Annotated in this window: 16 protein-coding genes; 13 read left to right on the top strand and 3 right to left on the bottom strand. The window is 63.9% G+C overall.

Annotation, left to right across the window (positions count from 1 at the left end; genetic code table 11):
* The first annotated feature begins 202 nt into the window (after positions 1-202).
* Complete coding sequence (locus ACP7B7_RS10175) at positions 203-979, top strand: SDR family oxidoreductase (protein ID WP_308920415.1); 777 nt, start codon at positions 203-205, stop codon at positions 977-979.
* Here the strand turns inward: ACP7B7_RS10175 and ACP7B7_RS10180 are convergent.
* Entirely contained in the window at positions 976-1,542 is a 567-nt protein-coding gene (locus tag ACP7B7_RS10180; RefSeq protein ID WP_308920416.1) for a LuxR C-terminal-related transcriptional regulator, read from the bottom strand. The two genes, ACP7B7_RS10175 and ACP7B7_RS10180, sit on opposite strands and share 4 nt — an antisense overlap.
* Before the next feature lie 169 nt (positions 1,543-1,711).
* Here ACP7B7_RS10180 and ACP7B7_RS10185 point away from each other — a divergent pair, with 169 nt between their 5' ends.
* From ACP7B7_RS10185 to ACP7B7_RS10215, 7 genes are all read left to right on the top strand, one after another.
* Positions 1,712-2,413: a CoA transferase subunit A gene (locus ACP7B7_RS10185; RefSeq protein ID WP_308920417.1), complete on the top strand. Its 702-nt coding sequence runs from the start codon at positions 1,712-1,714 to the stop codon at positions 2,411-2,413.
* Between the two features lie 20 nt (positions 2,414-2,433).
* On the top strand, positions 2,434-3,084 hold the full coding sequence (locus ACP7B7_RS10190) for a CoA transferase subunit B (protein WP_308920418.1): 651 nt from the start codon (positions 2,434-2,436) through the stop codon (positions 3,082-3,084).
* A gap of 147 nt (positions 3,085-3,231) precedes the next feature.
* Complete coding sequence (locus tag ACP7B7_RS10195; RefSeq protein WP_308920419.1) at positions 3,232-3,762, top strand: sigma-70 family RNA polymerase sigma factor; 531 nt, start codon at positions 3,232-3,234, stop codon at positions 3,760-3,762.
* Complete coding sequence (locus ACP7B7_RS10200) at positions 3,762-4,748, top strand: FecR family protein (protein ID WP_308920420.1); 987 nt, start codon at positions 3,762-3,764, stop codon at positions 4,746-4,748. Before ACP7B7_RS10195 ends, ACP7B7_RS10200 begins: the two co-directional genes overlap by 1 nt.
* 81 nt (positions 4,749-4,829) lie before the next feature.
* The gene (fecA, locus tag ACP7B7_RS10205) at positions 4,830-7,172 is read left to right on the top strand and encodes a TonB-dependent Fe(3+) dicitrate receptor FecA (protein WP_426076593.1); all 2,343 of its coding nucleotides are present in this window, start codon (positions 4,830-4,832) and stop codon (positions 7,170-7,172) included.
* A 100-nt stretch (positions 7,173-7,272) separates the two neighbouring features.
* Positions 7,273-7,554, top strand: a complete 282-nt coding sequence (locus ACP7B7_RS10210) for a type II toxin-antitoxin system HigB family toxin (protein ID WP_308920422.1) — start codon at positions 7,273-7,275, stop codon at positions 7,552-7,554.
* Positions 7,542-7,967: a helix-turn-helix domain-containing protein gene (locus tag ACP7B7_RS10215; RefSeq protein ID WP_308920423.1), complete on the top strand. Its 426-nt coding sequence runs from the start codon at positions 7,542-7,544 to the stop codon at positions 7,965-7,967. The genes ACP7B7_RS10210 and ACP7B7_RS10215 overlap by 13 nt, the downstream gene beginning before the upstream one ends.
* 23 nt (positions 7,968-7,990) lie before the next feature.
* Here the strand turns inward: ACP7B7_RS10215 and ACP7B7_RS10220 are convergent, their stop codons facing one another.
* The gene (locus tag ACP7B7_RS10220) at positions 7,991-8,410 is read right to left on the bottom strand and encodes a DoxX family protein (protein ID WP_308920424.1); all 420 of its coding nucleotides are present in this window, start codon (positions 8,408-8,410) and stop codon (positions 7,991-7,993) included.
* Positions 8,411-8,638: 228 nt separating this feature from the next.
* On the bottom strand, positions 8,639-9,940 hold the full coding sequence (locus tag ACP7B7_RS10225) for a dicarboxylate/amino acid:cation symporter (RefSeq protein ID WP_426076594.1): 1,302 nt from the start codon (positions 9,938-9,940) through the stop codon (positions 8,639-8,641).
* A 269-nt stretch (positions 9,941-10,209) separates the two neighbouring features.
* Between ACP7B7_RS10225 and ACP7B7_RS10230 the strand changes: the two genes are divergently transcribed.
* From ACP7B7_RS10230 to ACP7B7_RS10250, 5 genes are all read left to right on the top strand, one after another.
* Positions 10,210-11,091, top strand: coding sequence for an alpha/beta fold hydrolase (locus ACP7B7_RS10230; protein WP_426076595.1), 882 nt, complete (start codon positions 10,210-10,212; stop codon positions 11,089-11,091).
* 50 nt (positions 11,092-11,141) lie between these two features.
* The gene (locus ACP7B7_RS10235; RefSeq protein WP_426076596.1) at positions 11,142-11,492 is read left to right on the top strand and encodes a RidA family protein; all 351 of its coding nucleotides are present in this window, start codon (positions 11,142-11,144) and stop codon (positions 11,490-11,492) included.
* Positions 11,493-11,499: 7 nt separating this feature from the next.
* Positions 11,500-13,755, top strand: coding sequence for a RelA/SpoT family protein (locus tag ACP7B7_RS10240; protein WP_426076597.1), 2,256 nt, complete (start codon positions 11,500-11,502; stop codon positions 13,753-13,755).
* Positions 13,756-14,055: 300 nt separating this feature from the next.
* The gene (locus ACP7B7_RS10245; RefSeq protein WP_426076598.1) at positions 14,056-16,164 is read left to right on the top strand and encodes a filamentous hemagglutinin N-terminal domain-containing protein; all 2,109 of its coding nucleotides are present in this window, start codon (positions 14,056-14,058) and stop codon (positions 16,162-16,164) included.
* Positions 16,161-26,834 (top strand): YDG domain-containing protein, encoded by a 10,674-nt coding sequence (locus ACP7B7_RS10250; protein ID WP_426076599.1) that lies wholly within the window; start codon positions 16,161-16,163, stop codon positions 26,832-26,834. The genes ACP7B7_RS10245 and ACP7B7_RS10250 overlap by 4 nt, the downstream gene beginning before the upstream one ends.
* The last annotated feature ends 14 nt before the right edge of the window (positions 26,835-26,848 follow it).

Here is a 26,848-nt window from a genome sequence, read left to right on the forward strand (position 1 = left end):
AATTTAAGCACGAGTGTGCTTGTTTTTGGCGCGGATTGCAACTTTGGCGCCATTTTGCGTGACAATGCCCCTCGCCGCAATCTAAATCCGGGCATTTTGTGTAATGATGGCGTTTACTTTAGCCCAGCCGTGGCCGGCAGGAACTTGTCCGGTTGACCATGCCAGCGATAAAGTGTTATTCAAAACAAAACAGGAGTAGCCCGTGGGCATAGAAGTCAATTTCGAGGGCAAGATCGCCCTGATTACCGGCGCCTCCAGCGGCCTCGGTGCGCGCTTTGCGAAAGTGCTGGCGCAGGCCGGCGCCCAGGTCGTGCTGGCCTCGCGCCGCACCGAGCGCCTGAAGGAACTGCGCGCCGAGATCGAGGCCGACGGCGGCGCCGCCCACGTGGTGGCGCTCGACGTGACCGACTTTGCCAGCATCAAGTCGGCCATCGCCCACGCGGAAACGGAGGCGGGGCCGATCGATATCCTGGTCAACAATTCCGGCGTGTCGACCACCCAGCGCCTGGTCGACGTCACGCCGGAAGATTACTCGTTCGTGATGGACACCAATTTGCGCGGTTCCTTCTTCGTGGCCCAGCAAACGGCCAAGCGCATGATCGCGCGCGCCAAGGGCGACCCGAAGAAACAGCACCGCATCATCAATATCGCCTCGATGGCGGGCCTGCAGGTGCTGCCGCAGATCGGCGTGTATTGCATGAGCAAGGCCGGCATGGTGCACATGACGCGCGCCATGGCGGCGGAATGGGGCAAGTATGGCATCAACACCAACGCCATTTGCCCGGGCTATATTTCTACCGAGATCAACGAGGATTATTTTGCCACCGAGCAGGGCCAGAAGCTGATCCAGATGCTGCCCAATAAACGGCCGGGCAAGCCGGAAGATCTCGATGGCTTGCTGTTATTGCTCGCTGGCGAGGATTCGCACTTCATCAATGGCGCGATCATCTCGGCCGACGGCGGCATGACGGCTTTTTAAGGTTGCCAGCGCAGTCCCACCAGCTTGTGCACCAGTTCCGATGAGGTCGAGGCGGCAAACTTGCGCATCAGCTTGGCGCGGTGCATTTCCACCGTGCGCGGGCTGAGATCGATCTGGCGGGCGATCAGCTTGCTGGTCTTGCCCTCCACCAGCAGCGCGGCGATTTCACGCTCGCGCGGCGTCAGCTGCGCCGTTACGGGGCGTTGTTCGCTGACATCCTCGAAGGTCCAGATGCCGGCCCCCAGCGGCTGGCCCGGCAGCATGGCGTGGCCCGTCACATGGCACCAGAACAGTTCGTCATCGTTGCGGCGCATGATGCGCTCGTCCGAGTAGCGCCCTTTGGCGTTCATGATGGGAATGATGCGCTCACCGGTGCGCAGGAATTCATCGTGGGTAGGGTAGAGTACTTCGAAGGACTGGCCATCGAGCTGGGCGCGCGTGTAGCCGAACATGGCCGCCAGCGCTTCGTTGCAGCTGCGCATGATGCGGTTCTCCGACATGCACATGCCGACCGGCGCGTGCAGGAAGATGCTTTCGTAGTCGACGGCGGGCGCGGCATTCATCTGACGGGGATCACTCTCACAGGGGGAAGCATGGCACGGCGCCGGTAGTTCTACGGTATTGTACTTTCGACCGGCGTATTTTATGCTGAGTCGCTGCAGGCGTCACAGACGCATGCCAAGATGCGGCAAAGAATTTCACAAAAAACTCAAACACACCAGAGGGACACCCATGAACAAAGTTTATCCTGACGCCGCTGCGGCGTTGGCAGGCATCGTCCAGGACGGCCAGACCATTGCCGTCGGCGGCTTCGGCCTGTGCGGCATACCCGAAGCCCTGATCGAAGCCCTGCGCGATTCCGGCGTGACCGGCTTGACCGCCATTTCCAACAATGCCGGCGTCGACGGCTTCGGCCTGGGCCAGCTGCTCACCACGCGCCAGATCAAGAAGATGATCGCCTCCTACGTGGGCGAAAACAAGGAATTCGCGCGCCAGTACCTGGCCGGCGAACTGGAACTGGAATTCACGCCGCAGGGTACCCTGGCGGAAAAACTGCGCGCCGGCGGCGCCGGCATCCCGGCCTTCTTCACCAAGACCGGCGTCGGCACCATCGTCGCCGACGGCAAGGAACTGCGTGAATTCGACGGCGAGCAATACGTGATGGAGCGCAGCCTGGTGGCCGATGTGTCGCTGGTGAAAGCCTACATGGCCGACCGCGCCGGCAACCTGGTGTACCGCAAGACGGCGCGCAACTTCAACCCGAACGTGGCGATGGCCGGCAAGATCACCATCGTCGAAGTGGAAAAACTGGTCGAAGTGGGCGAGATCGATCCGGACGACGTGCATACGCCGAGCATCTTCGTGCACCGCATCGTCGTCAACGCCACGCCGGAAAAACGCATCGAGCAGCGCACCGTGCGCACCGAAGCATAAAAAAGACAACGGAGATAGACATGGCTTGGACTCGTGATGAAATGGCGGCGCGTGCCGCGAAAGAATTGCAGGATGGTTTTTATGTGAACCTGGGCATCGGCTTGCCGACCCTGGTGGCCAATTATGTGCCTGAGAATATCGAAGTGTTCCTGCAGTCGGAAAACGGCTTGCTGGGCATCGGCCCGTTTCCCACCGACGAGGAGGTCGATGCCGACCTGATCAACGCCGGCAAGCAGACCGTCACGGCCTTGCCGGGCGCGGCCTACTTCAGCTCGGCCGATTCCTTCGGCATGATCCGTGGCGGCAAGATCAACCTGGCCATCCTCGGCGCCATGCAGGTGTCGGAAAAAGGCGACCTGGCGAACTGGATGATTCCAGGCAAGATGGTCAAGGGCATGGGCGGCGCGATGGACCTGGTGGCCGGCGTCAAGCGCGTGGTGGTGCTGATGGAACACGTGGCCACCGCCAAGGATGGCACGACGTCGCACAAGCTGCTGAAACAGTGCGACCTGCCGCTGACGGGCGTGGGCGTGGTCGACGTCATCATCAGCGACCTGGGCGTGATCGACGTGACGGAAAACGGCCTGAAACTGGTCGAGCTGGCGCCCGGCGTGACCAAGGAGCAAATCCAGGCCGCCACCGGTGCGGAACTGGACGTGTCGGCTGTGTAATACCCCGCTTCATGTAAAAAAATAGCGGCGGACAGCGATGTCCGCCGTTTGCTTTTGGGCGCCCCTGGCTTGCAGTCAGCGGGGATTTGCTCGATAATGAGAATGCTTCTCATTTATTATAGACTCGCCCCCAGGCAGTCCGCTCTCATGCCTGCCAGCAAGCCTTTCCCAGACACCGATGTCCAGCACGGCGACGCCGTGGGGCGGCTGTATGGCGAACATCATGGCTGGCTGCTGTCGTGGCTGCGCCACAAACTCGGTTCCAGCCACCTGGCGGCCGACCTGGCGCATGACACTTTCTTGCGCGTGCTGGCGGGCCGCGCCGGCCTGACCCTGCTGCAGCCGCGCGCTTATCTGCGCACCATCGCGCACGGCCTGGCCGTCAATCACTGGCGCCGCCTCGATATCGAACGCGCCTACCTGGACGCGCTGGCCGGCCTGCCCGAGGCCCTGGCGCCATCACCGGAAGAGCGCCTGCTGGTGCTCGAAGCGCTGCAGCAGCTCGACGCCATGCTGGCGCGCTTGCCGCACAAGGCGCGCCGCGCCTTCCTCCTGCATCAGCTCGACGGCAACAGCTATGCCGAGATCGCCCTTGAACTGGGCGTCTCCGAACGCATGGTGCGCAAATACATGGCGCAAGCCATGTTGCAGTGCCTGTGCCTGCAGCAGGAGGCCTGATGCACGCCGCCACGCCCCCGCGCGACCATTACATCATCTTGCAACAGGCGGCCGAATGGTTTGCCCTGCTCGAGTCCAGCGAGGCGGGCGAGGCCGAGCGCGCCAAATGGCAGCGCTGGCTGGACGCCGATCCGCGCAATGCCGACACCTGGCGCCAGGTGCAGGCGATCAGCGGGCAGTTTCGCGGCCTGCCGCCGCTGTCGGCGCATGGCGCCCGCGCCGCGCTTGCCGGCAGTCCGGCACAGGGCCGGCGCGCCTTTGCCGCCATGCTGGTCGCGGCCGTGGGCGGCCTGGCGCTGTGGTGGCGCGACGATGAGCAGCCGGGCGGCGTACTGGCAGGCACCGGCAGCCATGCCAGCGGTATCGGCCAGCTACGCCGGCTGCGCTTGCCTGACGGCGGCGAGTTGCAGCTCGATACGGATACCGTGGTCGACATCGATTACGGCGCCAGCGCGCGCCGCATCGTGCTGCGCCAGGGGCGCATCGAGCTCAGCACCGCCGCCGATACCGTGCAGCCGGCGCGCCCGTTGCTGGTGCGCACGGCGCAGGGCAGCCTGCGCGCGCTGGGCACGCGTTTCGAGGTGCGGCAGGCCGCCGGGCGCACCTGGCTGGCCGTGCAGCAGGGCGCGGTGGAAATCACGCCGCGCCATGGCCGGCCCGTCGTGATACCGGCCGGCCAGTTGACCCAATTTGACGCCAACCGGGTTGCCGCGCCGGCAGCCGAGGGCGTGGCGGCGCCGGCCTGGACGCGCCGCATGCTGCTGGCCGATAACATGCGCCTGGCGGACTTCGTGCAGGAATTGGCGCGCTACCGGCACGGCCACCTGGGCTGCGATCCGCAAGTGGCTGGCTTGCGGCTGGTGGGCGCTTATCCGCTCGATGACCAGGACGCCATCCTGGCCATGCTCGAAGCGAGCCTGCCGGTGCGCGTGCAGCGCACGATGCCGTGGTGGGTGACGATTGCGGCCCGCGACGCGCCGCCCTGAAAATATTTTTGCAAAGGGAGTTCCGCTTTTCAGCGCTCGATTGGCAAACAGGAGAAAGCTGATCTCAACTGAAAGGACCCCATGTCATCCCGTATCGCTCCACGCCGCCAATTGGCCCTGACCATCCATCTTGCCCTGCTGGCGCTGCCAGCCGTTGCCGTGCAACCGTCTGCCACCTTGCAGGTGGCCGATGCTGGCCTTGTGCGCCAGTACAACTTGCCCGCCGGCCCACTGAGCACCGTCCTGAGCCGTTTTGCCGGCGAGGCGGGGATCGCCTTGTCGGCCAATGCCAGCCTGACCGACGGCAAGCACGCGCCGGCATTGAGCGGCAGCCATACGCCGGCGCAAGGCTTGCAGCTGCTGCTGGCCGGCAGCGGCCTGGAAGCGATGCTGCGCGCGCCGGGCAGTTATGTATTGCGCGTCCAGGCCGCACCATCGCGCGAGCAGGCCATGGCGGTCATCACCGTGGTCGGCAACTGGCTGGCCCGGCCCGATGCGCACTCCAGCTTTGAACATGGCGGCGCGCGCGACGTGGTGGGGCGCGACCAGATCGTGCGCCTGGGCGCGACCGATGCGCGTGACGTGCTCAACCGCATACCAGGCGTCTCGGCGCCCGCCAACAATGGCACCGGCAGCCACGACATGGCCTTGAATTTCGGCGTGCGCGGCCTCAATCCGCGCCTGGCGGCCCGCTCGACCGTCCTGATGGACGGCATCCCGGTGCCGTTCGCGCCCTATGGCCAGCCACAGCTGTCGTTCGCACCGGTTTCGATGGGCAATATGGATGCGGTCGACGTGGTGCGCGGCGGCGGCGCCGTGCGCTATGGCCCGCAAAACGTGGGCGGCATCGTCAACTTCGTCACGCGCGCGATTCCGGAAACAGCCGGCGCCGAGGTCAGCGTGCAGGCCGAGCAAAGCCCCTCGTCGTCCAGCGACAGCATCAAGACCCACACCAGCGCAATGCTCGGGGGTACTTTGGACAATGGCCTGGGCGGCGCGATTTTGTACAGCGGCGTGCGCGGCAGCGACTGGCGCGAACACAGCGACACCAAAATCGACGACCTGATCCTGAAAGGGCGCTACCGGATCGATGGCGCCAGCAGCGTCACCGCCATGCTGCAGCGCTATGACGGCGAAGCCGAGATGCCGGGCGGCTTGACGACGGCCGCCTTCGCGCGCGACCCGTATCAATCAACGCGCCCGTACGACAATTTCTGGGGCCGCCGCAACCTGGCCAGCCTGAGCTACGAATACAAGCCCGACCGCCAACGCCAGTTCACGATGCAGGCGTTCTATACGGATACCTTGCGCAGCGGCTACCTGGACCAGGGCCGCAACCTGACCCTGTCGCCGCGCAATTACACGGTGCGCGGCGTGGAAACGCGCTACGCGCAAGCGTTTCGCGCGGGCCAGGTGCGCCATGAAATCGGCGTCGGCCACCGCTTTGTCGACGAGTCCAGCCACGAACTGCGTTACTGGCGCCTGAAGACGGGCGGCGTTCTGCCGACCGAAAGCAGCCCGGTTGACCGCGACACCTCGGGCAGCACGCGCGCCCATGCGCTGTTCATCGACGACCGTATCGATATCGGCAACTGGACCGTCACGCCGGGCCTGCGCAACGAGCGCATCCGGTCGTACCAGGACAACAACCTGACGGCCAAGCGCGATGGCGGCAACTACAATGTGCTGCTGCCGGCGCTGAGCGCCATCTACCATGTCAGCGATGCGTGGAATGTGTATGCCAGCGGCGACAGTTCATTTGGCACGGTGCAGTACAGCAAAATGGCCAATGCCGTGAGCAGTGGCGGCGCCGAGCCGGAAAAGGCCCGCTCATGGGAAGTGGGCACGCGCTACCAGCAAGGCGGCCTGCGTGTTGACGCCAATCTGTTCCTGATCCGTTTCAGCAACCAGTACGAAAGCAACCAGCAGAACAATAGCGTGTCTGCGCGCGGCAAGACACGTCACCGCGGCCTGGAAAGCAGCGTGCAGTACGAGCTGGGCGGCGGCGTGAATGTCTACGCCAGCTATGCCCTGGTCGACGCCGCCATCAAGGAAGACGGCCCCAACTTCGGCAAGCAGGTGCCGTTCTCGCCGCGCCACAAGGGGACGGCAGGCATCGGCTACCAGGCCGGCAAGTGGAGCGCCAGCGTCGACGGCATGTTCGAAGGCGGGCAATACGCGGACAGCGCCAATACCGTGATGGAAAACGCGGCCGGCAACAATGGCCGCATCCCCGGCTATGGCGTGTGGGCCGCGCGCGGCAGCGTCGACATCGCCAGCCTGCCGGCCGCGTTTCACCTGAGCCTGGGCGTGAAAAACCTGTTCGACCACCGCTACTACACGCGCTCGTTCGACGACAACAACCTTGGCAAATACGTGGCCCAGCCGCGTACGGTGTATGTGCAGCTGAGCAGCCGTTTCTGATGTCGTGCAAGCTGCCCGGTCGATCAGCGGATCGGGTAGCTTGATGAGAATCTCAATTTGAGATATTCTGGAATCATCAAGACACTTGAGTGGTTCCGCGATGCGCGTCGTTACCAACAAGGCACTGGTGGATTTTTCTGAAAGTCATCCCTTGGCGTCGGAGCCGCTGCAGGTATGGCGAAAAATTATCGAGTCCAGGACATTTGCTGGTTTTGCTGATCTGAAGTCTGCATGCAATGCGACCGATCGGGTTGGCAATTACTATGTTTTTGATATTGGTGGAAATAAGTACCGGATCATCGCGGCGATTCACTTCAATCGCCAGATGCTGTTTATCCGGCACGTCCTGACACACAAGGAGTATGACGCATGGAAGCGCTGATGGATCGCGAGAAAGTCGCGGCAATTACCGAGCATTATCGCGCCCTGTCGGCCCTGGTGCCGCTGCACGCGATTCAGGATGAGTCCGCTTACAAGCAGGCGGTGCGGGTATTGAATGGCTTGCTCGATGCCGGTGCCGCAGATGAACACCATCCGCTTGCCGCCTTGGCGCATCATCTGGGCGGGCTGATCGGCGACTATGATGATGCCAATTTTCAGCCGCAACCAGTGCCCCCTGCCGCAACCTTGCGGCTGTTGATGGCGCAACATGGATTGACGCAATCGGACATGCAGGAGATCGGCACGCAAGGCGTGGTATCCGAACTGCTCAGTGGCAAGCGAGAAATGAATGTCCGGCAAATCAAGGCGCTGGCCAAGCGCTTCCATGTTCCAGCGAGTGTGTTTCTCGCATAAAGGCTGGCTTTGCAGTATCCAGTTCAGCGATTGTGTGCCTTGCCGCGCAGTCCATCCAGGCTGAACGCGCCGCCACCCGCCGCCGCGAAATACAGGAAGATAAAACTGTACAGCACCGCCAGTTCGCCGCCGTTCAGGATCGGCAGGAAGCCTTGCGGCGCATGCGCCATGAAATAGGCGGCCGCCATCTGGCCCGACAAAATGAAGGCGACCGGGCGGGTGAACAGGCCCAGCAGCAGCAGAGCGCCGCCCACCAGTTCCAGGATGCCGGCCACCCCCATCAGCGAGAACACCTGCAGGCCATCGAACATGGCCACGTGCGGCGCGCCGAACAGCTTGGCCGTGCCGTGCTGCAGATACAGGAATCCCGCGATGATGCGCAGGATGCCCAGCAGGCGTGGGGTCCAAGTGGCGAGGAGGGCGGGCGAGGGGAAGGTGGACATGGCGTACTCCATTCAAGGGTGAAATGAATCGGTGTCATGCTGCAATCCTGTGTGGATGATTATGCATGGGTTTGCCGACGAATGGATCAACTTTAAATGTTTTTGATACGTTGATCATCCAGCAAAAAATTGATGCATCGTTTCCTGTGAATTGATATTCGTCAAATGTTGCGGCCATAAAAAAAGCCCCGCGGAGCGATCCGCGGGGCTTTTTTGACAGGTGAAGGATTACTTCACGATACTGACTGCCGGTGTGATGAGCGTGTCATCGGCCGGGTGGGTCGGATTGGCCAGCTCGCTGTGCAGCTTGTCCATGTCCAGTTCTTTTTCCCATTTCGACACGACGATGGTGGCCACGCCGTTGCCGACGAAGTTGGTCAGCGCGCGGCATTCGCTCATGAAGCGGTCGATGCCCAGGATCAGCGCCATGCCGGCCACTGGAATCGTCGGTACCACGGCCAGGGTCGCGGCCAGGGTGATGAAGCCGGCGCCGGTGATGCCGGACGCGCCTTTCGAGGTCAGCATCGCCACGCCGAGGATGGTCAGCTCTTGCCAGATGGTCAGCTCGGTGTTGGTCGCTTGTGCCACGAACAGGGCGGCCATGGTCATGTAGATGTTGGTGCCGTCCAGGTTGAACGAGTAGCCGGTAGGAACCACCAGGCCAACCACCGGCTTGGAGCAGCCCAGGCGTTCGAGTTTCTTCATCAGGGCCGGCAGGGCCGATTCCGACGAGCTGGTGCCCAGCACGATCAGCAGTTCTTCCTTGATGTACAGCAGGAAGCGGCCGATCGAGAAGCCCGTGTACTTGGCGATCAGGCCCAGTACCACGAACACGAACAGGAAGCAGGTCAGGTAGAACGAGCCCATCAGTTTAGCCAGCGGGATCAGCGAAGCCAGGCCGTATTTGCCGATGGTGAAGGCCATCGCGCCGAACGCGCCGATCGGAGCGACTTTCATGATGATGTTGACCATGCCGAAGATGGCATGCGACAGTTCGTCGATCAGCTTGGTAACCGGACGGCCGCGCTCGCCCAGCAGCGACAGCGAGAAGCCGAACAGGATGGCGATCAGCAGCACTTGCAGGATGTCGCCCTTGGCGAACGCATCGACAAACGTCTTCGGGATGATGTTCATCAGGAAATCGGTGGTGGTCAGGCCTTCGGCGTGCGTGTATTGCGCAATCGACTTGGCGTCCAGGTGGGCCGGATCGGCGTTGAAGCCGGCGCCCGGTTTGAGCACGTTGGCAACCACCAGGCCGATGGCCAGGGCGAAGGTGGAGACGACTTCGAAGTAGATCAGGGCCTTGCCGCCGACGCGGCCGATTTTCTTGACGTCCTGCATGCCGGCGATGCCGGATACCACGGTACAGAAGATCACCGGGGCGATGATCATTTTAATGAGTTTGATGAAGCCATCGCCGAGCGGCTTCATGTCGACGGCGTTCGATGGATAGAACACCCCCAGCAGCACGCCCGCCACGATGGCGAACAGCACCTGTACGTACAGGATTTTATAGAATGGTTTTTTCACGGAAAGTCTCCTCTTGCGGGTTGATGGATGCGATCATCCGCGCATTGGATCGCCCGCTCAATTGTGGATAACCGCAGATATGCACATTTTGTATATCGGGTATTTAACAATGGGAAAGCCGCACCGGGCATGCTGCGCCGCAGCAAATCAGCCGTGCGCTTGGAGCATTGCGCGTGCTGCGCTACACTTCGCCAGAGGCTTGCGCGCGGCACCCGTCACCTGGTACGGCGCGCTGCTGTTTTCCCATCGACTCCACCACCGGAATTAGCATGATCGAAGCCCGTATCCAGTCCGTCCAGTGCATTTCCCCGGCCGGCCTGCACAGCATGTCCTATAAAGAATGGGGCGCGCCCGACAATCCCAATGTGCTGGTGTGCGCCCACGGCGTCACGCGCGTGTCCGACGACTTCGACAGCCTGGCACAGGCCATGGCCAGCGACTATCGCGTGATCTGTCCCGACGTGGTCGGCCGCGGGCGTTCCGGCTGGCTGGCCAACCCGGAGTTCTACCGCGTGCCGCAGTATGTGAGCGACATGGTGACCCTGCTGGCGCGCGTGCTGGACTATGGCGAGCGCCAGACGGTGGACTGGTTCGGCACCTCGATGGGCGGCCTGATCGGCCTGGGCCTGGCGTCCTTGCCGCACAGCCCCGTCAGCAAGCTGATTCTCAACGATATCGGCCCGACCCTGGCGCCGGAAGCCCTGCAGCGCATCGGCGACTATATCGGCCAGGATCTGCGCTTCGATTCCTTTGACCAGGGCGCTGCCTTTGTGCGCGCCGTGTCGGCCAGTTTCGGCCCGCACACGGAAGCGCAATGGCACAAGCTGGCCCAGGACGTGTTGCGCCAGGACAAGGACGGCTACTGGCGCCGCCATTACGATATGGGCCTGGCGCTGCCGTTCCGTTCGGCCACGCCGGAATCGGCCGCGCGCGACGAAGCCATGCTGTGGGCCGCCTACGATGCCGTGCGCTGCCCGACCCTGCTGGTGCGTGGCGCCGAATCGGACCTGCTGACGCACGACACGGCGCAAGCCATGTTGCAGCGTGGCCCCAAAGCGCAACTGGTGGAAATTGCCGGCGTCGGCCATGCGCCCACCTTTATCCATGAAGATCAGATCGCCATTGCGCGCCAGTTCCTGCTGAACAAGTAAAAGTGTTACCGAATTTGTCATACGATTTTGAAACAAACAGAAAGAAAAGCATGGAAATTACCCGCTTGCATGTAGGCAAACGCCTGTCCGAAGTCGCCATCCACAATGGCACCATTTACCTGGCCGGCCAGATCGCCGAAGACACCACCCAGGATATCGTCGGCCAGACCCGCGAAGTGCTGGGCCATGTCGACCGCCTCCTGATGGAAGCGGGCAGCGACAAGACCTGCATCCTGTCGTGCCAGATCTATATTGCCGACATGCAGCACTTTGCCGGCATGAATGAAGTGTGGGACGACTGGGTGGCCTCGGGCCACACGCCGCCGCGCGCCACCGTCGAAGCCAGATTGGCCAACCCGGCTTGCCTGGTTGAAATCGTCATCATCGCTGCAGAACGCTAAGGTCACCATGGTTTCCACTTCGGCCCCGAATAGCGCCACCACGGATCAACTGGTCGAGGGCCTGAGTGCGCCGGACAGCGCGCGCGTGCTCGATGCGCTGGCCTATGCGACCGAAGCGTATGGCGACAAGCTGACCTTTGCCGGCCGCCCGGCGCTCGACTTCGCCATCGGCGTGGCCACCACCCTGGCCTTCCTGCGCAGCGATGCGGAAACCCGGATTGCCGGCCTGATGTTCGAGCTGACCCTGCTCGAACCCGATACGGCGGCCGATATCGAACCGCGCTTCGGCAAGCAGGTGTGCGACCTGGCCACCGGCGTGCGCCAGCTGATACGGCTGCGCGCGCTGACCCAGACCTCGCATGCGGGCGGCGCCGGTGGGCGCGGCAAGAATGCGGCCCAGCAAGCCGTGGCGCAAGTGGAAACCCTGCGCAAGATGCTGCTGGCGATGGCGTCGGACATGCGCGTGGTGCTGGTGCGCCTGGCGTCGTGCGTGACCACCCTGCGTTATTTTGCGGAATTGAAGTTGTTCAATGACATGACGCGCGAATACGGCCGGGAAACCCTGGACCTGTACGCGCCGCTGGCCAACCGGCTCGGCATCTGGCAGCTGAAGTGGGAACTGGAAGACCTGTCGTTCCGCTTTATCGAACCGGACGCCTACAAGCGCATCGCCAAGATGCTGGAAGAAAAGCGCATGATGCGCGAGGGTTTTGTTTCCTCGGCGATCTTGCGCCTGCAGACGGAACTGGCGTCGGCCGGCATCCAGGCCGAAGTGTTCGGCCGCCCGAAACATATCTACAGCATCTGGAACAAGATGCGCGGCAAGGAGCTGGACTTTACGGCCTTGTACGATGTGCGCGCGTTTCGCGTGATCGTCGCCGATGTGAAGACCTGCTACACGGTGCTGGGCGTGGTGCACAATATCTGGACCCCGATCCCGAAGGAATTCGACGACTATATCTCGCGCCCGAAACCGAACGGCTACCAGTCGCTGCACACGGTGGTGATGGCCGATGACAGCCGGCCGCTGGAAGTGCAAATCCGCACCAACGAAATGCACAGCTTTGCCGAATACGGCGTGGCCGCGCACTGGCGCTACAAGGAAGAGGGCGGCTCGAACTTTGCCGGTCAAAAATACGACGAAAAGATCGCCTGGCTGCGCCAGTTGCTGGCGTGGAAGAGCGATGTGGCCGATGCTGTCGTCGGCCAGGAAGAAATCCAGCGTGAATGGGTGGAAAAGCTCAAGTCCGCCACCCTGGACGACCGCATCTTCGTCATGACGCCGCAGGCGCGCGTGCTGGAGCTGCCGGTCGGCGCCACCCCGGTCGACTTTGCCTACCACCTGCATAGTGACGTCGGTCACCGTTGCCGCGGCGCCAAGGTCGACGGCGTGATGGTGCCGCTGAACACCCAGCTGAAAAACGGCCAGACCTGCGAAATCATCACCGCCAAGGGCGCGCCGGGCACGGCCGGGCCGTCACGCGACTGGCTCAGCGCCGGCTACGCCGTCAGCACCCGCACGCGCTCGAAAATCCGCGCCTGGTTCCATGCGATCGACATGCAGGAAACCCTGGGCCACGGCCGCGCGCTGGTGGAAAAATCGTTGCAGCGCGAAGGCAAGACCGCCGTCAACCTCGAAGCGCTGGCGCACAAGCTGGGGTTCGGCAAGGTCGATGAACTGTTTTTGTCGGTCGGCAAGGACGAATTCAGCCTGCGTCATGTGGAGCAGGCGCTGCACGACAACGGCGAAGTGGCGGCACCGGAAGACGCCGTGCTGGTCGGCAAAAGCCGCGCCTCCAGCGTGGAGCAGGGCGCCAAGTCCGGCGTGCTGGTGGTCGGTACCGAAGGCCTGATGACGGTGCTGGCCAAATGCTGCAAGCCGGCGCCGCCGGACAGCATCGTCGGTTTTGTCACGCGCGGCAAGGGCGTCTCGATCCACCGCGCCACTTGCAAGAACTTCGAGGAAATGCGCGCCAAGGCGCCCGAACGCGTGATTTTCACGGAGTGGGGCAGCACCGGCGGACACGATACGGTGTATCCGGTCGACATCTTCATCCTCGCCGGCGACCGCCAGGGCCTGCTGCGCGATATCTCCGAGATCTTCTCGCGTGAAAAAATCAACGTCATCGGCGTCAACACGCAAAGCGCCAAGGGCCAGGCCCGCATGACCTTTACGGCCGAGATCAGCTCGACGGCGCAGTTGCTGAAAGCCTTGAATGTGATCAAGGACGTCAGCGGCGTGCTGGAAGCGCGGCGCAGCTGATGCTTGCCTGCAAAGGCCCGGGCCGGCCGCATGGCGACGGGCGCTGACCGCCTTCGCTGTGCCCCGTGGCGCCCCGCCGCGCGGTCTGTTGTCATTATTTTCCATCCGGATAAGATGGCAATTGACTTAAGTTCTTGATGGCAATACACTGCAAATTGAACATTTTGCAATTTATTTTGCCGCGGCATGCAGTTTCGCCACGTTTATGTTGTCCATTGCGCGATCAGGCATGCGCCAGGTGTTTCTCGCGTACCGCAGATTGCACCCGGAAATACCACCCTCTCCCTATCGTCGGACATCATGAATCGCATCTACCGCTCCATCTGGAACCAGGCCACCGGCGCCTACGCAGCTGTTTCCGAAAACGTCAAATCGGCCGGCAAGCGCTCGATGCCCGGCAGCGCCGGCGGCGGCGCGCATTTTGCCCTGACCAGCATGGCGGCGGCGCTGATGCTGGGCTATGGCAGTCTTGCGCTGGCGGGGCCCACCGGTGGCACGGTGGTGGCGGGCCAGGCGAACATCACCGGCGCGCCCGGTTCGACGGTGATCAAGCAGGGCAGCCAGAACGCGGTCATCAACTGGGCCAACTTCAATATCAACAAGGGCGAGTCGGTGCAGTTCGTGCAGCCGAACAGCAATGCGGTGGCGCTGAACCGCGTGCTGGGCAGTGACGGCACCACCATCCTGGGCAATCTGTCGGCCAACGGCAAGGTGTTTGTCGTCAATCCGAACGGCATCCTGTTCGGTAAAGAAGCCTCCGTGAATACGGCCGGCCTGGTGGCCTCCACGCTCGATATCAATAACGCCGACTTCATGTCGGGTAACTATAAATTTTCCGGCAACGGCACCGGCAAGGTACTGAACCAGGGGTCGATCAGCGCGCCGGGCGGCTATGTCGCCTTGCTGGGCGCGAATGTGTCGAACGAAGGCACGATCAACGCCCGCCTCGGTTCGGTGGCGCTGGCGGCGGGCCGCGCCATCACGCTGGATGTGGCCGGCGACGGCTTGCTGAACGTGGCGGTGGACCAGGGTGCGGTGGGCGCGCTGGTGCAAAATGGCGGCCTGATCCAGGCCGATGGCGGCAGCGTGCTGCTGACCGCCCAGGCCGCCGGCGACCTGCTGAAAACCGTGGTCAACAATACCGGCGTGATCGAAGCGCACACCATCGATACGCGCAGCGGCACCATCAAGTTGCTGGGCGACATGCAGAGCGGCACCGTCAACGCCGGTGGCACGCTGGACGCCAGCGCGCCGGCGGGCGGCAAGGGCGGCTTTATCGACACCTCGGCCGCGTATGTGAATATCGCCGACGGCATCAAGGTGACAGCCAAGGCGGCCAAGGGCCTGTCCGGCACCTGGCTGATCGATCCGGTTGACTTCAATATCGCGGCCACCGGCGGCAACATGAGCAGCGCGGCCCTGACGACCAGCCTGGCGGCGGCTGACGTGCAGATCCAGAGCACCAACGGTAGCGGCGGCACGGCCGGCGACATCAACGTCAACGATACCGTCTCATGGTCGGCGAATAAATTGACGCTGACGGCGCAAAACAATATCAACATCAACCGGCCGCTGCGCGGTTCCGGCACGGCCAGCCTGGCGCTGGAATACGGGCAGAGCGCGGTCGCCGCCGGCAATACGTCCACCTATAATGTCAAGGCCGAGATCGACCTGCCAGCGGGCAATAACTTCAGCACCAAGCTGGGCAGCGATACGGTGACGGCGACGACCTACACGGTGATCAACAGCCTGGGCGCGGCCACCAGCACCAGCGGCACCGATTTGCAGGGCCTGAAAAATGCGTTGTCCGGCAACTTCGTGCTGGGCGCCAATATCGACGCCACCGGCACGTCGAGCACGGGGATGTGGGGCGCCAACGGCTTTACGCCGATCGGCACCACCGCAACGCCATTCACCGGCCAGTTCGACGGCCTGGGCCATGTCATCACCGGCTTGACCAGCGGCACCACTACCGGCAACGCCGGCGTCGGCTTGTTCGGCACCATCAGCACCACGGCAAATGTGCGCAATATCGGCATGGTCGGGGTCGCAATCACGGGCAATGCGCCGAACGGCACCTACGGTTATATTGGGGGGCTGGTCGGCATCAATAACGGCACCATCAATAACGCATATGTCACTGGCTCGGTCAGCAGCCCGGCCAACGCGGTGATGGGCGGCCTGGTCGGGAAAAACGCCGGCACCATCCGCAACAGCTACAACAGCGCTACCGTCACCGCGCCGGGCCTGAGCGTCGTCATCGGCGGCCTGGTCGGCATGACCAACAGTTTAAGCAAGATCAGCAGCAGTTATAACAGCGGCGCGGTGACCGCGGCTGTCAATCATGCCGGCGGCCTGGTCAACTACAACCTGGCAGCATCGTCGACAGTTTTAACACCGGCGCCGTGACCGGCAAACTCGGCGCCGGCGGCATCGCCGTCACCAACCGCACCAACGGCACCATCAGCAACAGCTACAGCACCGGCGCCGTCACGGGCAACGGGCAAGCCGGCGGCCTGGTCGGCTATAACTATGCGACGGCGCAAATCAACAACAGCTACGCCACCGGAACGGTGACCAATCCCGGCATTGCCGTCGCCGGCGGCACCGCCACCGGTGGCCTGGTCGGCGATAACCGTGGACTCATCGCTAACGGTTATGCCACCGGCGCGGTGAACGGCAACAATGCGGTGGGCGGCGTGGTGGGCGCGATGTCCTCGACGGGCGCCTCGCTGACGAATGTCTATTCGTCCGGCGCCGTGGCCGTGATCGCCAGCGGCGCCGGTGTGGTGGGCGGCGTGGTCGGCACCATGAGCGGCACCAGTACGGTCAACAGGGGGTATTTCAATGCGACGCAGAATCCGACGCTGGCGGGCGTCGGCGTCAATACCGGCAGTGGAGCCGTCACCTCGGTCACCGGCCTGACCTCGGCGCAAATGCAAACCGGATCGAGCTTCACCAACTTCAACTATACGACCACGACTGGCCTGACCGGCAATAACTGGGTCATGGTCGATACCGACGGCACGCTCAACAACAGCGGCGGCGCGCTGGGCGCCACCGGACCGATGTTGTCGTCCGAGCACAGCAGCACGATCAAATCGGCGCATCAATTGCAATTGATGGCGATGAACCTGGCCGGCAATTACACCTTTGGCAAGGATATCAATGCCGCCGCCACCGGCGCTACCGGCGACGTCTGGAATGGCGGCAGCTTCATTCCGGTCGGCACCGACACGTCGGCGCCGTTCACCGGCACCCTGGACGGCGCCGGCCATGTCGTGTCAGGCCTGATCATCAACCGTCCCACCACGAATTTCAACGGCTTGTTCGGCGCCACGTCGGGCACGGCGATCGTGCGCGATATCGGCCTGGAAGGCGGCAGCATCACCGGCAAGAATGCCACGGGCGCGCTGGTCGGCAACAATCTGGGTCTCGTCAGCGGCAGTTACAGCACCGCCAGCGTGACCGGCGGCACCCAGGTCGGCGGCCTGGCCGGCGCGAACGGCATCGGCGGCACCGTCACCAACAGTTACGCCAGCGGCGCCGTCGCCGGCACCGGCGTCATCGGCGGCCTGGCCGGCTTGAATAGCGGCACGCTGACCAACAACCATGCCAGCGGCGCCGTCACCGGCGGCAGCTCGCCGGGCGGCCTGGTCGGCAGCAATGGCGGCAGCGCCAGCGGCAACTTCTGGGATACCACGACCAGCGGCCAGTTGAGCAGCGCGACCGGCACCGGCCTGAGCACCGCGCAAATGAAATCGCTGGCCACCTACAGCGGCGCGTCATGGGACCTGGCCGGCGCATGGATCGTCTACGACAGCTATGCCTATCCCTTGCTGCGCGCCTTCATGACGCCGCTCCAGGTGACGTTTGCCTCGAACGCCAGCAAGACCTACGACGGCACCAACAGCTGGACGGCGCCAGACTACACGTTTTCGAACCCGAACGTCTCGCTGTCCGGTTCGCTGAACTACGGCGCGGCGGGCAACGCCGTCAACGCCGGCACCTACGCCATCACGGCCGGCGGCCTGTATTCCGGCCAGCACGGGTATGCGATCACGTCGAATAGCGCGACCTTGACCATCAACAAGCTGGGCGTGACCTTGAGCGGCGCGTCGGTGGCCAGCCGCGCGTATGACGGCACCACGGCCGCCAGCCTGCTTGGCGGCACGCTGAACGGCGTGCTGTCGCAGGACAACGTCAATATCGCCTACAACACCGGTACCTTCGACACCAAGGATGCCGGTACCGGAAAAACCGTCACGGCGCTGCTCACCGGCAGCGCCAGCGGCAACTATGCGGTGACGGCGAGCGGCTTGACGGGCGCGATCACGACCAAGCTCTTGACCTGGAGCGGCTTGACCGCGGCCAATAAAGTCTATGACGGCACCAAAGCGGCCACCGTCACCGGCGGCTCCTTGAACGGTCTGGTCGGCAGCGAAACGGTGACTTGGGTCGCCAACGGCCTGTTTTCCGACAGCAACGCCGCGAATGGCAAGACCGTTACTGTCAGCACCGTCCTGAGCGACGGCAGCAATGGCGGCCTGTCGGCCAACTACCGGATCTCCAATTCGGTCACGCCGGCCAACGTCACGAAAAAAGTGTTGACGCTGACCGGCGCGATAGCGGACAACAAAGTCTACAACGGTTTGACGGCGGCCACGTTTACCGGCGGCACCCTGAGCGGCTTTGTCGGGTCGGAAACGGTCATCCTGGACAGCTTGGCCGGCAGCTTCGGCGACAAGAACGCCGGCAACGGCAAGGCCGTGACGGTGACCGGCGGCACCTTGAGCAACGGCAACAACGGCGGCCTGTTCGTCAATTATTCGGTCGGCAGCGTCACGGGCTTGTCCGCCAACGTCACGCAAAAAGCGCTGACGGTCAGCGGCGTCGCGGTCGGCAGCAAGGCGTATGACGGCAACACGTCGGCGACGGTGACAGGCGGCACCTTGAGCGGCCTGGCCGGCTCGGAAACGCTGGGCCTGTCGAGCCTGAGCGGCGTGTTCAGCGACAAGAACGCGGGCGCAAGCAAGGCCGTGACGGTGACCGGCGGCGCCTTGAGCGACGGCGGCAACGGCGGCCTGGCCAGCAACTATACGGTCGGCGCGGTGACCGGCGTGACGGCCAGCATCACGCAAAAAGCGCTGACGCTGAGCGGCCTGAGCGCCAGCGCCAAGGCGTATGACGGCAATGCCAATGCGACGCTCTCCGGCGGCACCTTGAGCGGCATGGTCGGCGGTGAAACGGTGACCGTGTCCGGCCAGAGCGGCGCGTTCAGCGACAAGAACGCCGCCACCGGCAAGACCGTGACGGTGTCCGGCGTGACGCTGGCCGACGGCAGCGGCCTGGCCAGCAATTATTCGGTGACCGCTCCGACCGGCTTGACGGCCGACATCACGAAAAAAGCGCTGACGATCAGTGGCATCACGGCCGCCAACCGGGCCTACACCGGCACTACCGCGGTCAGCCTGGGCGGTACCGTGATTCTCGACGGCCTGGTCGGTGCGGAAGGCGTCGGCGTCGGCGGCATGGTCGGTGTCTTTGCCGACAAGAACGTCGGCACCGGCAAGGCCGTCACCATCACCGGCGCGGTCATGACCGTCGGCAGCAACGGCGGCCAGGTCAGCAACTACACGATCAGCAATCCGACCGGCGTGACGGCCAATATCACCAAGGTGACCATTTCTGCGGTCACCAGTATCGTGGTCGACAGCAAGGCTTACGACGGCGGCCTGAACGCCACCGTCAATGCGGCTGGCGCCACGTTCAACGGCATCAAACTCAGCGACAGCCTGACGGTCAGCGCGACGACGTCCACGTTCGCCGACAAGAACGTCGGCAATGGCAAGACGGTGTCGATCAGCGGCATCGGGCTGGGCGGCACCGACGCCGGCAACTACAACCTGGCCAGCAGCACCAGCAGCAGCACCGGCAATATCACGCCGAAAGCGCTGACAGTATCGGGCTTGACGGCCGGCACGCGCGCCTACGACGGCACGGCGACGGCGACCTTGAGCGGCGGCACCTTGAACGGCGTGATCAGCGGCGAAACGCTGGTGATCAACGGCGGCAGCGCTCTGTTCGCCGACAAGAACGTCGGCGCGGCCAAGGCCGTCACTGTCAGCGGCGTCGGCCTGCTGGATGGCACTGGCCTGGCCAGCAATTACTCGGTGACCAATCCGACCGGCGTCACCGGCGACATCACTGCCAAAGCGCTGACGGTGTCGGGCATGACGGCTGGCAGCAAGGTCTATGACGGCTTGCTGGCCGCGACGCTTGCCGGCGGCAATTTGAACGGTCTGGTCAGCGGTGAAACGCTGGTCTTGTCGGGGGGCAGCGGCGTATTCGGCGACAAGAACGTCGGCGCGGCCAAGGCCGTCACTGTCAGCGGCGTCGGCTTGCTGGATGGCACTGGCCTGGCCAGCAACTACTCGGTGACCAATCCGACCGGCGTGACCGGCACGATCACGCAAAAAGCGCTGACGCTATCGGGCACGCTGTCGGCCAGCGACAAGGTCTATGACGGCTTGACTGCGGCCGCCATTTCCGGCGGCGCCGTCAGCGGCTTCGTCGGCACCGAAACCGTCAGCCTGTCCGGCTTGTCCGGCGCGTTTGCCGACAAGAATGCCGGCAACGCCAAGGCCGTGACGGTTTCCGGCGCCACCTTGGCCGACGGCAGCAACGGCGGCCTGGCCAGCAACTATTCGGTCGTCGCCAGTGCCAGCCTGACAGCCAGCATCACGCAAAAAGCGCTGACGGTCACCGGCGCGACGGCGGCCAACCGGGTCTATGACGGCACGCTCAACGCGAGCATCAGCGGCGGCGCCTTGAGCGGCCTGGTCGGTTCGGAAACGGTCGGCCTGACCACCTTGTCCGGCGCGTTCGTCGACAAGAACGTCGGCACCGCCAAGGCGGTCACCGTCAGCGGCGCGGGCTTGACGGATGGCGGCAATGGCGGCCTGGCGGCCAACTACACGGTGACCAGCCCGAGCGGCCTGGTCGCCAACGTGACGAAGGCGACCATCGGCAGCTTGAGCAATATCACGACGGTCGACAAGGCATACGATGCCAGCACCAAAGCGACCGTCAGCGGCGCGACGTTCAACGGCATGGCCAGCGGCGACAGCCTGTCGCTGAGCGGCACCGCCGTGTTCGCCGACATGAACGTCGGCACGGCCAAGGCGGCCACCGTCAGCGCCCTGACGCTGGGCGGCCTGGATGCCGGCAACTACAACCTGACGCCGACGACCGGCAGCGGCACCGGCAATATCACGCCAAAAGCGATCACCGTCGTCGGCATGACGGCGGTCAACAAGGTCTACGATGGCAATACCAAGGCAACCTTGTCGGGCGGTTCGCTGAGCGGCCTGGTCGGCTCGGAAACGCTGGGTTTGAGCGGCTTGACAGCCAGTTTCGCCGACAAGAACGCCGGCAACACCAAGACGGTGACGGCGAGCGGTTCGGTGCTGGTCAACGGCAGCAACGGCGGCCTGGCCAGCAATTATTCGGTCACCGACCCAACCGGCTTGACGGCCAATATCACCCAAAAAGCGTTGACGGTGACGGGCATGACGGCCGGCACCCGGGTGTATGACGGCACGACGGCGGCGAGCTTGTCCGGCGGCGCCTTGTCCGGTCTGGTCAGCGGTGAAACGCTGGTGCTCAACGGCGGCAGCGGCGCGTTCGCCGACAAGAACGCCGGCGCGGCCAAGGCCGTCACGGTCAGTGGCGTCAGCCTGGGCAATGGCACCGGCCTGGCCGGCAATTACACGGTCGCCAATCCGACCGGCGTGACCGGCACGATCACGCAAAAAACGTTGACGGTCAGCGGTGCGACGGCGGGCAACAAGGATTACGACGGCAGCACCAAGGCCACGTTGTCGGGCGGCACGCTCGATGGCTTGATCGTTGGCGAAACCTTGACGCTGGCCGGCGCGTTCGTCGACAAGAATGCGGCGTCCAGCAAAGCGGTGACGGTCAGTGTCGGCGACGGCAGCGGCCTGGCCGGCAACTACGCGCTCAGCAACCCGACCGGTCTGACAGCGACCATCACACCCAAAGCCGTCAGCGTCAGCGGCGCGACGGCGGGCAACAAGGTCTATGATGGCAGCATGACGGCCACGTTGTCGGGCGGCACGCTCGATGGCTTGATCGTCGGCGAAACCTTGACGCTGGCCGGCGCGTTCGCGGACCAGAATGCGGCATCCAGCAAGGCGGTGACGGTCAGTGTCGGCAATGGCAGCGGCGTGGCCGGCAACTACGCGCTCAGCAACCCGAACGGTCTGACGGCGGCCATCACGCCCAAAGCGGTCAGCGTCAGCGGCGCGACGGCGGGCAACAAGGACTATGACGGCAGCACCAAGGCGACATTGACGGGCGGCACGCTCACTGGCCTGATTGGCGGCGAAACCTTGACACTGGCCGGCACGTTCGCCGACAAGAATGTCGCGTCCGACAAGTTGGTCACGGTCAGTGTCAACAACGGCAGCGGTCTGGCTGGCAACTACGCGCTCAGCAACCCGACCGGTCTGACAGCGACCATCGCGCCCAAAGCGTTGAGCGTGACCGGCATCACGGCCGGCAACAAAATCTACGATGGCAAGACGACTGCCAGCGTGAACACCCTTGATGCGACGTTCGACGGCATGGTGGCCGACGACAAGCTGACAGCTTCTGCCAATGGCGTGTTTGCCGACAAGAATGCAGCGACGGATAAAACCGTCACCATCAGCGGTATCGCACTGGGCGGTGCGGATGCGGGCAATTACAAGCTCGCCAGCACCAGCGCCACCAGCAAGGCCGATATTACGGTCAAGGCCCTGACGCTGAGCGGTTTGACGGCGGACAGCAAAACCTATGACGGCACCAAAACGGCAGCCGTCAACACCGCCGGCGCCAGGTTCGACGGCATCGTCAGCGGCGATGCACTGACGGCTGGCGCCAGCGCCGAATTCAGCGACAAGAACGCGGCGACGGGTAAAACTGTCACCCTCAGCGGCATCGCGCTGGGTGGTACGGATGCCGGCAATTACAAGCTCGACAGCGCCAGCACCAGCGCCACCACCAAGGCCGATATTACGGCCAGGGGGCTGGCGCTGAGCGGTTTGACGGCCGACAGCAAAACCTATGACGGCACCAAAGCGGCAGTGGTCAACACCGCTGGCGCCAGGTTCGACGGCATCGTCAGCGGCGATGCACTGACGGCCGGCGCGAGCGCCGAGTTCAGCGACAAGAACGCTGCCAGCGGCAAAACCGTCACCTTCAGCGGTATCGCGCTGGGTGGCGCGGATGCCGGCAATTACAAGCTCGACAGCGCCAGCACCAGCGCCACCACCAAGGCCGATATTACGGCCAAGGGCCTTGCGCTGAGCGGTTTGACGGCCGACAGCAAAACCTATGACGGCACCAAAGCGGCAGTGGTCAACACCGTTGGCGCCAGGTTCGACGGCATCGTCAGCGGCGATGCACTGACGGCCGGCGCGAGCGCCGAGTTCAGCGACAAGAACGCTGCCAGCGGCAAAACCGTCACCTTCAGCGGTATCGCGCTGGGTGGCGCGGATGCCGGCAATTACAAGCTTGACAGCACCAGCGTCACCACCAAGGCCGATATTACGGCCAGGGGCCTGACGCTGAGCGGTTTGACGGCCGACAGCAAAACCTATGACGGCACCAAAGCGGCAGTCGTCAACACCGCCGGCGCCAGGTTCGACGGCATCGTCAGCGGCGATGCACTGACGGCTGGCGCCAGCGCCGAGTTCAGCGACAAGAACGCCGCGACGGGCAAAACCGTCACCATCAGCGGCATCGCGCTGGGTGGCGCGGATGCCGGCAATTACAAGCTCGACAGCGCCAGTACCAGCACCACGGCCGATATCACGGCCAAGGCCCTGACGATCAATGGTCAGGTTGCCGGTAACAAGGTCTACGACGGCAACACGCAAGCGACGCTGTCGGGCGGAACTTTGAGCGGTCTGGTCGGCTCGGAAACGCTGGGCATCGCCGGTCAAAGCGCGACGTTCAACGACAAGAACGCCGCCAATGGCAAAACCGTGACCGTGACCGGCACGACCTTGCTCGACACCGCCAACGGCCTGGCCAGCAACTATACGGTCAGCAACCCGACCGGCTTGACGGCCAGCATTACGGCCAAGGCATTGATGGTGACGGGCCAGTTGGCTGGCAATAAAGTCTACGACGGCAATACCGTCGCCAGCCTGTCCGGCGGCGCCTTGATTGGCCTGGTGGCCGGCGAAACCCTGGGCTTGGCTGGCCAGACGGCGGTGTTCAGCGACAAGAACGCGGCCAATGGCAAGACGGTGACGGTCACCGGCACCACCCTGGTCGATACCGCTACCGGTCTGGCCAGCAACTACACGGTCAGCAATCCGACTGGCCTGACGGCCAGCATCACGGCCAAGGCCCTGACGGTAACGGGTCAACTGGCGGGCAATAAAGTCTATGACGGCAATGCCCAAGCCAGCCTGTCCGGCGGCGCCTTGAGCGGCCTGGTGGCCGGTGAAACGCTGGGTTTGGCCGGTCAGACGGCGTTGTTCAGCGACAAGAACGCGGCCAATGGCAAAGCCGTGACGGTGACGGGAACGACCCTGGTCGATACCGCTACCGGTCTGGCCAGCAACTACACGGTCAGCAATCCGACCGGCCTGACGGCCAGCATTACGGCCAAGGCCTTGACGGTGACGGGTCAGCTGGCTGGCAATAAAGTCTATGACGGCAACACGGCGGCGCAATTGTCCGGCGGCGCCTTGAGCGGCCTGGTTGCTGGCGAGACCCTGGTGATCGGCGGCCAGAACGCGGTGTTTGCCGGCAAGAACGCCGGCACCGCCAAGACCGTGACCATGACGGGCACGACCCTGGTCGATACGGCCAGCGGCCTGGCCAGCAACTATACGGTCAGCAACCCGACCGGCCTGACGGCCAGCATCACGCCGAAAGCCCTGACGGTGGCCGGTCAATTGGCCGGTAACAAGGTCTATGACGGCACGACGGCGGCGCAGTTGTCCGGCGGCGTGCTGGCGGGCCTGGTGGCAGGCGAAAGCCTGGGTCTGGCGGGCCAGGTGGCAACATTTGCCGACAAGAACGCGGCCACCGCCAAGGCGGTGACGGTGACCGGCACGACTTTGGTGAGCACCAGCACGGGTGCGGCCAGCAACTATACGGTCAGCAATCCGACCGGCTTGACGGCCAGCATTACGGCCAAGGCCCTGAGGGTGACGGGCCAGCTGGCGGGCAATAAAGTCTATGACGGCAATGCCCAAGCCAGCCTGTCCGGCGGCGCCTTGAGCGGCCTGGTGGCCGGTGAAACGCTGGGCTTGGCTGGCCAGACGGCGCTGTTCAGCGACAAGAACGCGGCCAATGGCAAGGCTGTAACGGTAACGGGCACGACCCTGGTCGATACGGCCACCAGCCTGGCCCGCAACTATACGGTCAGCAACCCGACCGGCCTGACGGCCAGCATTACGCAAAAGGCCTTGATGGTGACGGGGCAACTGGCCGGCAACAAGGTCTACGATGGCAATACCGTGGCCTCGGTCAGTGGCGGCAGCCTGAGCGGATTGGTCGGTACTGAAACACTGGGTATCGCCGGCCAGAGCGCCGTGTTCAGCGACAAGAACGCGGCCAATGGCAAGGCTGTCACGGTCACCGGCACGACCCTGCTTGATGGCACGGGTTCGGCATCGAACTACTCAGTCAGCAACCCGACCGGCTTGACGGCCAGCATCACGGTCAAGGCTTTGACGGTGACAGGGCAGCTGGCCGGCAACAAGGTCTACGATGGCAATACCGTGGCCTCGGTCAGTGGCGGCAGCCTGAGCGGATTGGTCGGTACTGAAACACTGGGTATCGCCGGCCAGAGCGCCGTGTTCAGCGACAAGAACGCGGCCAATGGCAAGGCTGTCACGGTAACGGGCACGACACTGGTCGATACGGCCACCGGCCTGGCCCGCAACTATACGGTCAGCAATCCGGCCGGTCTGACGGCCAGCATTACGGCCAAGGTCCTGACGGTAACTGGCCAGCTGGCCGGCAATAAAGTCTATGACGGCAATGCCCAAGCCAGCCTGTCCGGCGGCGCCTTGAGCGGCCTGGTGGCGGGCGAAAGCCTGGGCCTGGCCGGCCAGACGGCAACATTTGCCGACAAGAACGCGGCCACCGCCAAGGCGGTGACGGTGACCGGCACGACTTTGGTGAGCACCAGCACGGGTTCGGCCAGCAACTATACGGTCAGCAATCCGACCGGCTTGACGGCCAGCATCACGCCAGCCAGCCTGCTGGTGCGCGCCACGAGTGCCGCGTCGCGCGTGTATGACACCACCACCAACGCCAGCGTGACCCTGGGCGACAACCGTATCGCCGGCGACGTGCTGACCATCAGCAACAGCGGCGCCAGCTTTGCCGACAAGAACGCAGGCGCCAACAAGACGGTGACCGTGAACGGCATTGCGCTCGGCGGCGCGGATGCGGGCAACTATATTGTCAACACGACGGCGACCACCACCGCCAGCATCACGCAGGCGGCGCTAGGGGGCAAGGTGGACAACGCCGAGAAAGACCAGGGCCGCGCCAATCCCGCCTTTACGGCCAGCTACACGGGCTTGCTGGGCGGCGACACGCTGGCGAACGAGGTCAGCGGCAACCTGGCGTTCACCACGCCGGCGACCACCGGCTCGCCATCGGGCAGCTATGTGGTGTCGGCGGCCGGCCAGGCATCGACCAACTATGCGCTGACCTACACGCCGGGCGTGCTGACGGTCAATCCGACCGAAGCGCTGCAAAGCGCGGTGGCCAGCGTGATCGCGGCGGTCAATGTGGCGCCATCGCAAGGCAATATGGTGCAGGCCGAGGTGGTGGCGAAAGGGGAAACCGTCACCAGCAAGGAGGACGCGGTGCAGGTGGCGGTGGAGGGCAGCCAGCCGCAGCAGCAGGGCAGCGCGCCGGTGGTGCAGACGACGGCCTCGGTGAACAGCAATGTGTTGCCGGGCTTGCGCCTGAATGTGATTGATACGGGCCTGCGGCTGCCGGTGGGCACAGGCAACAGCAGCGTCGAAAGCGAGTAACAAGGCCGGTCAAC

Source organism: Janthinobacterium sp. PSPC3-1 (genome assembly GCF_049896105.1).
Classification (GTDB): domain Bacteria; phylum Pseudomonadota; class Gammaproteobacteria; order Burkholderiales; family Burkholderiaceae_D; genus Janthinobacterium.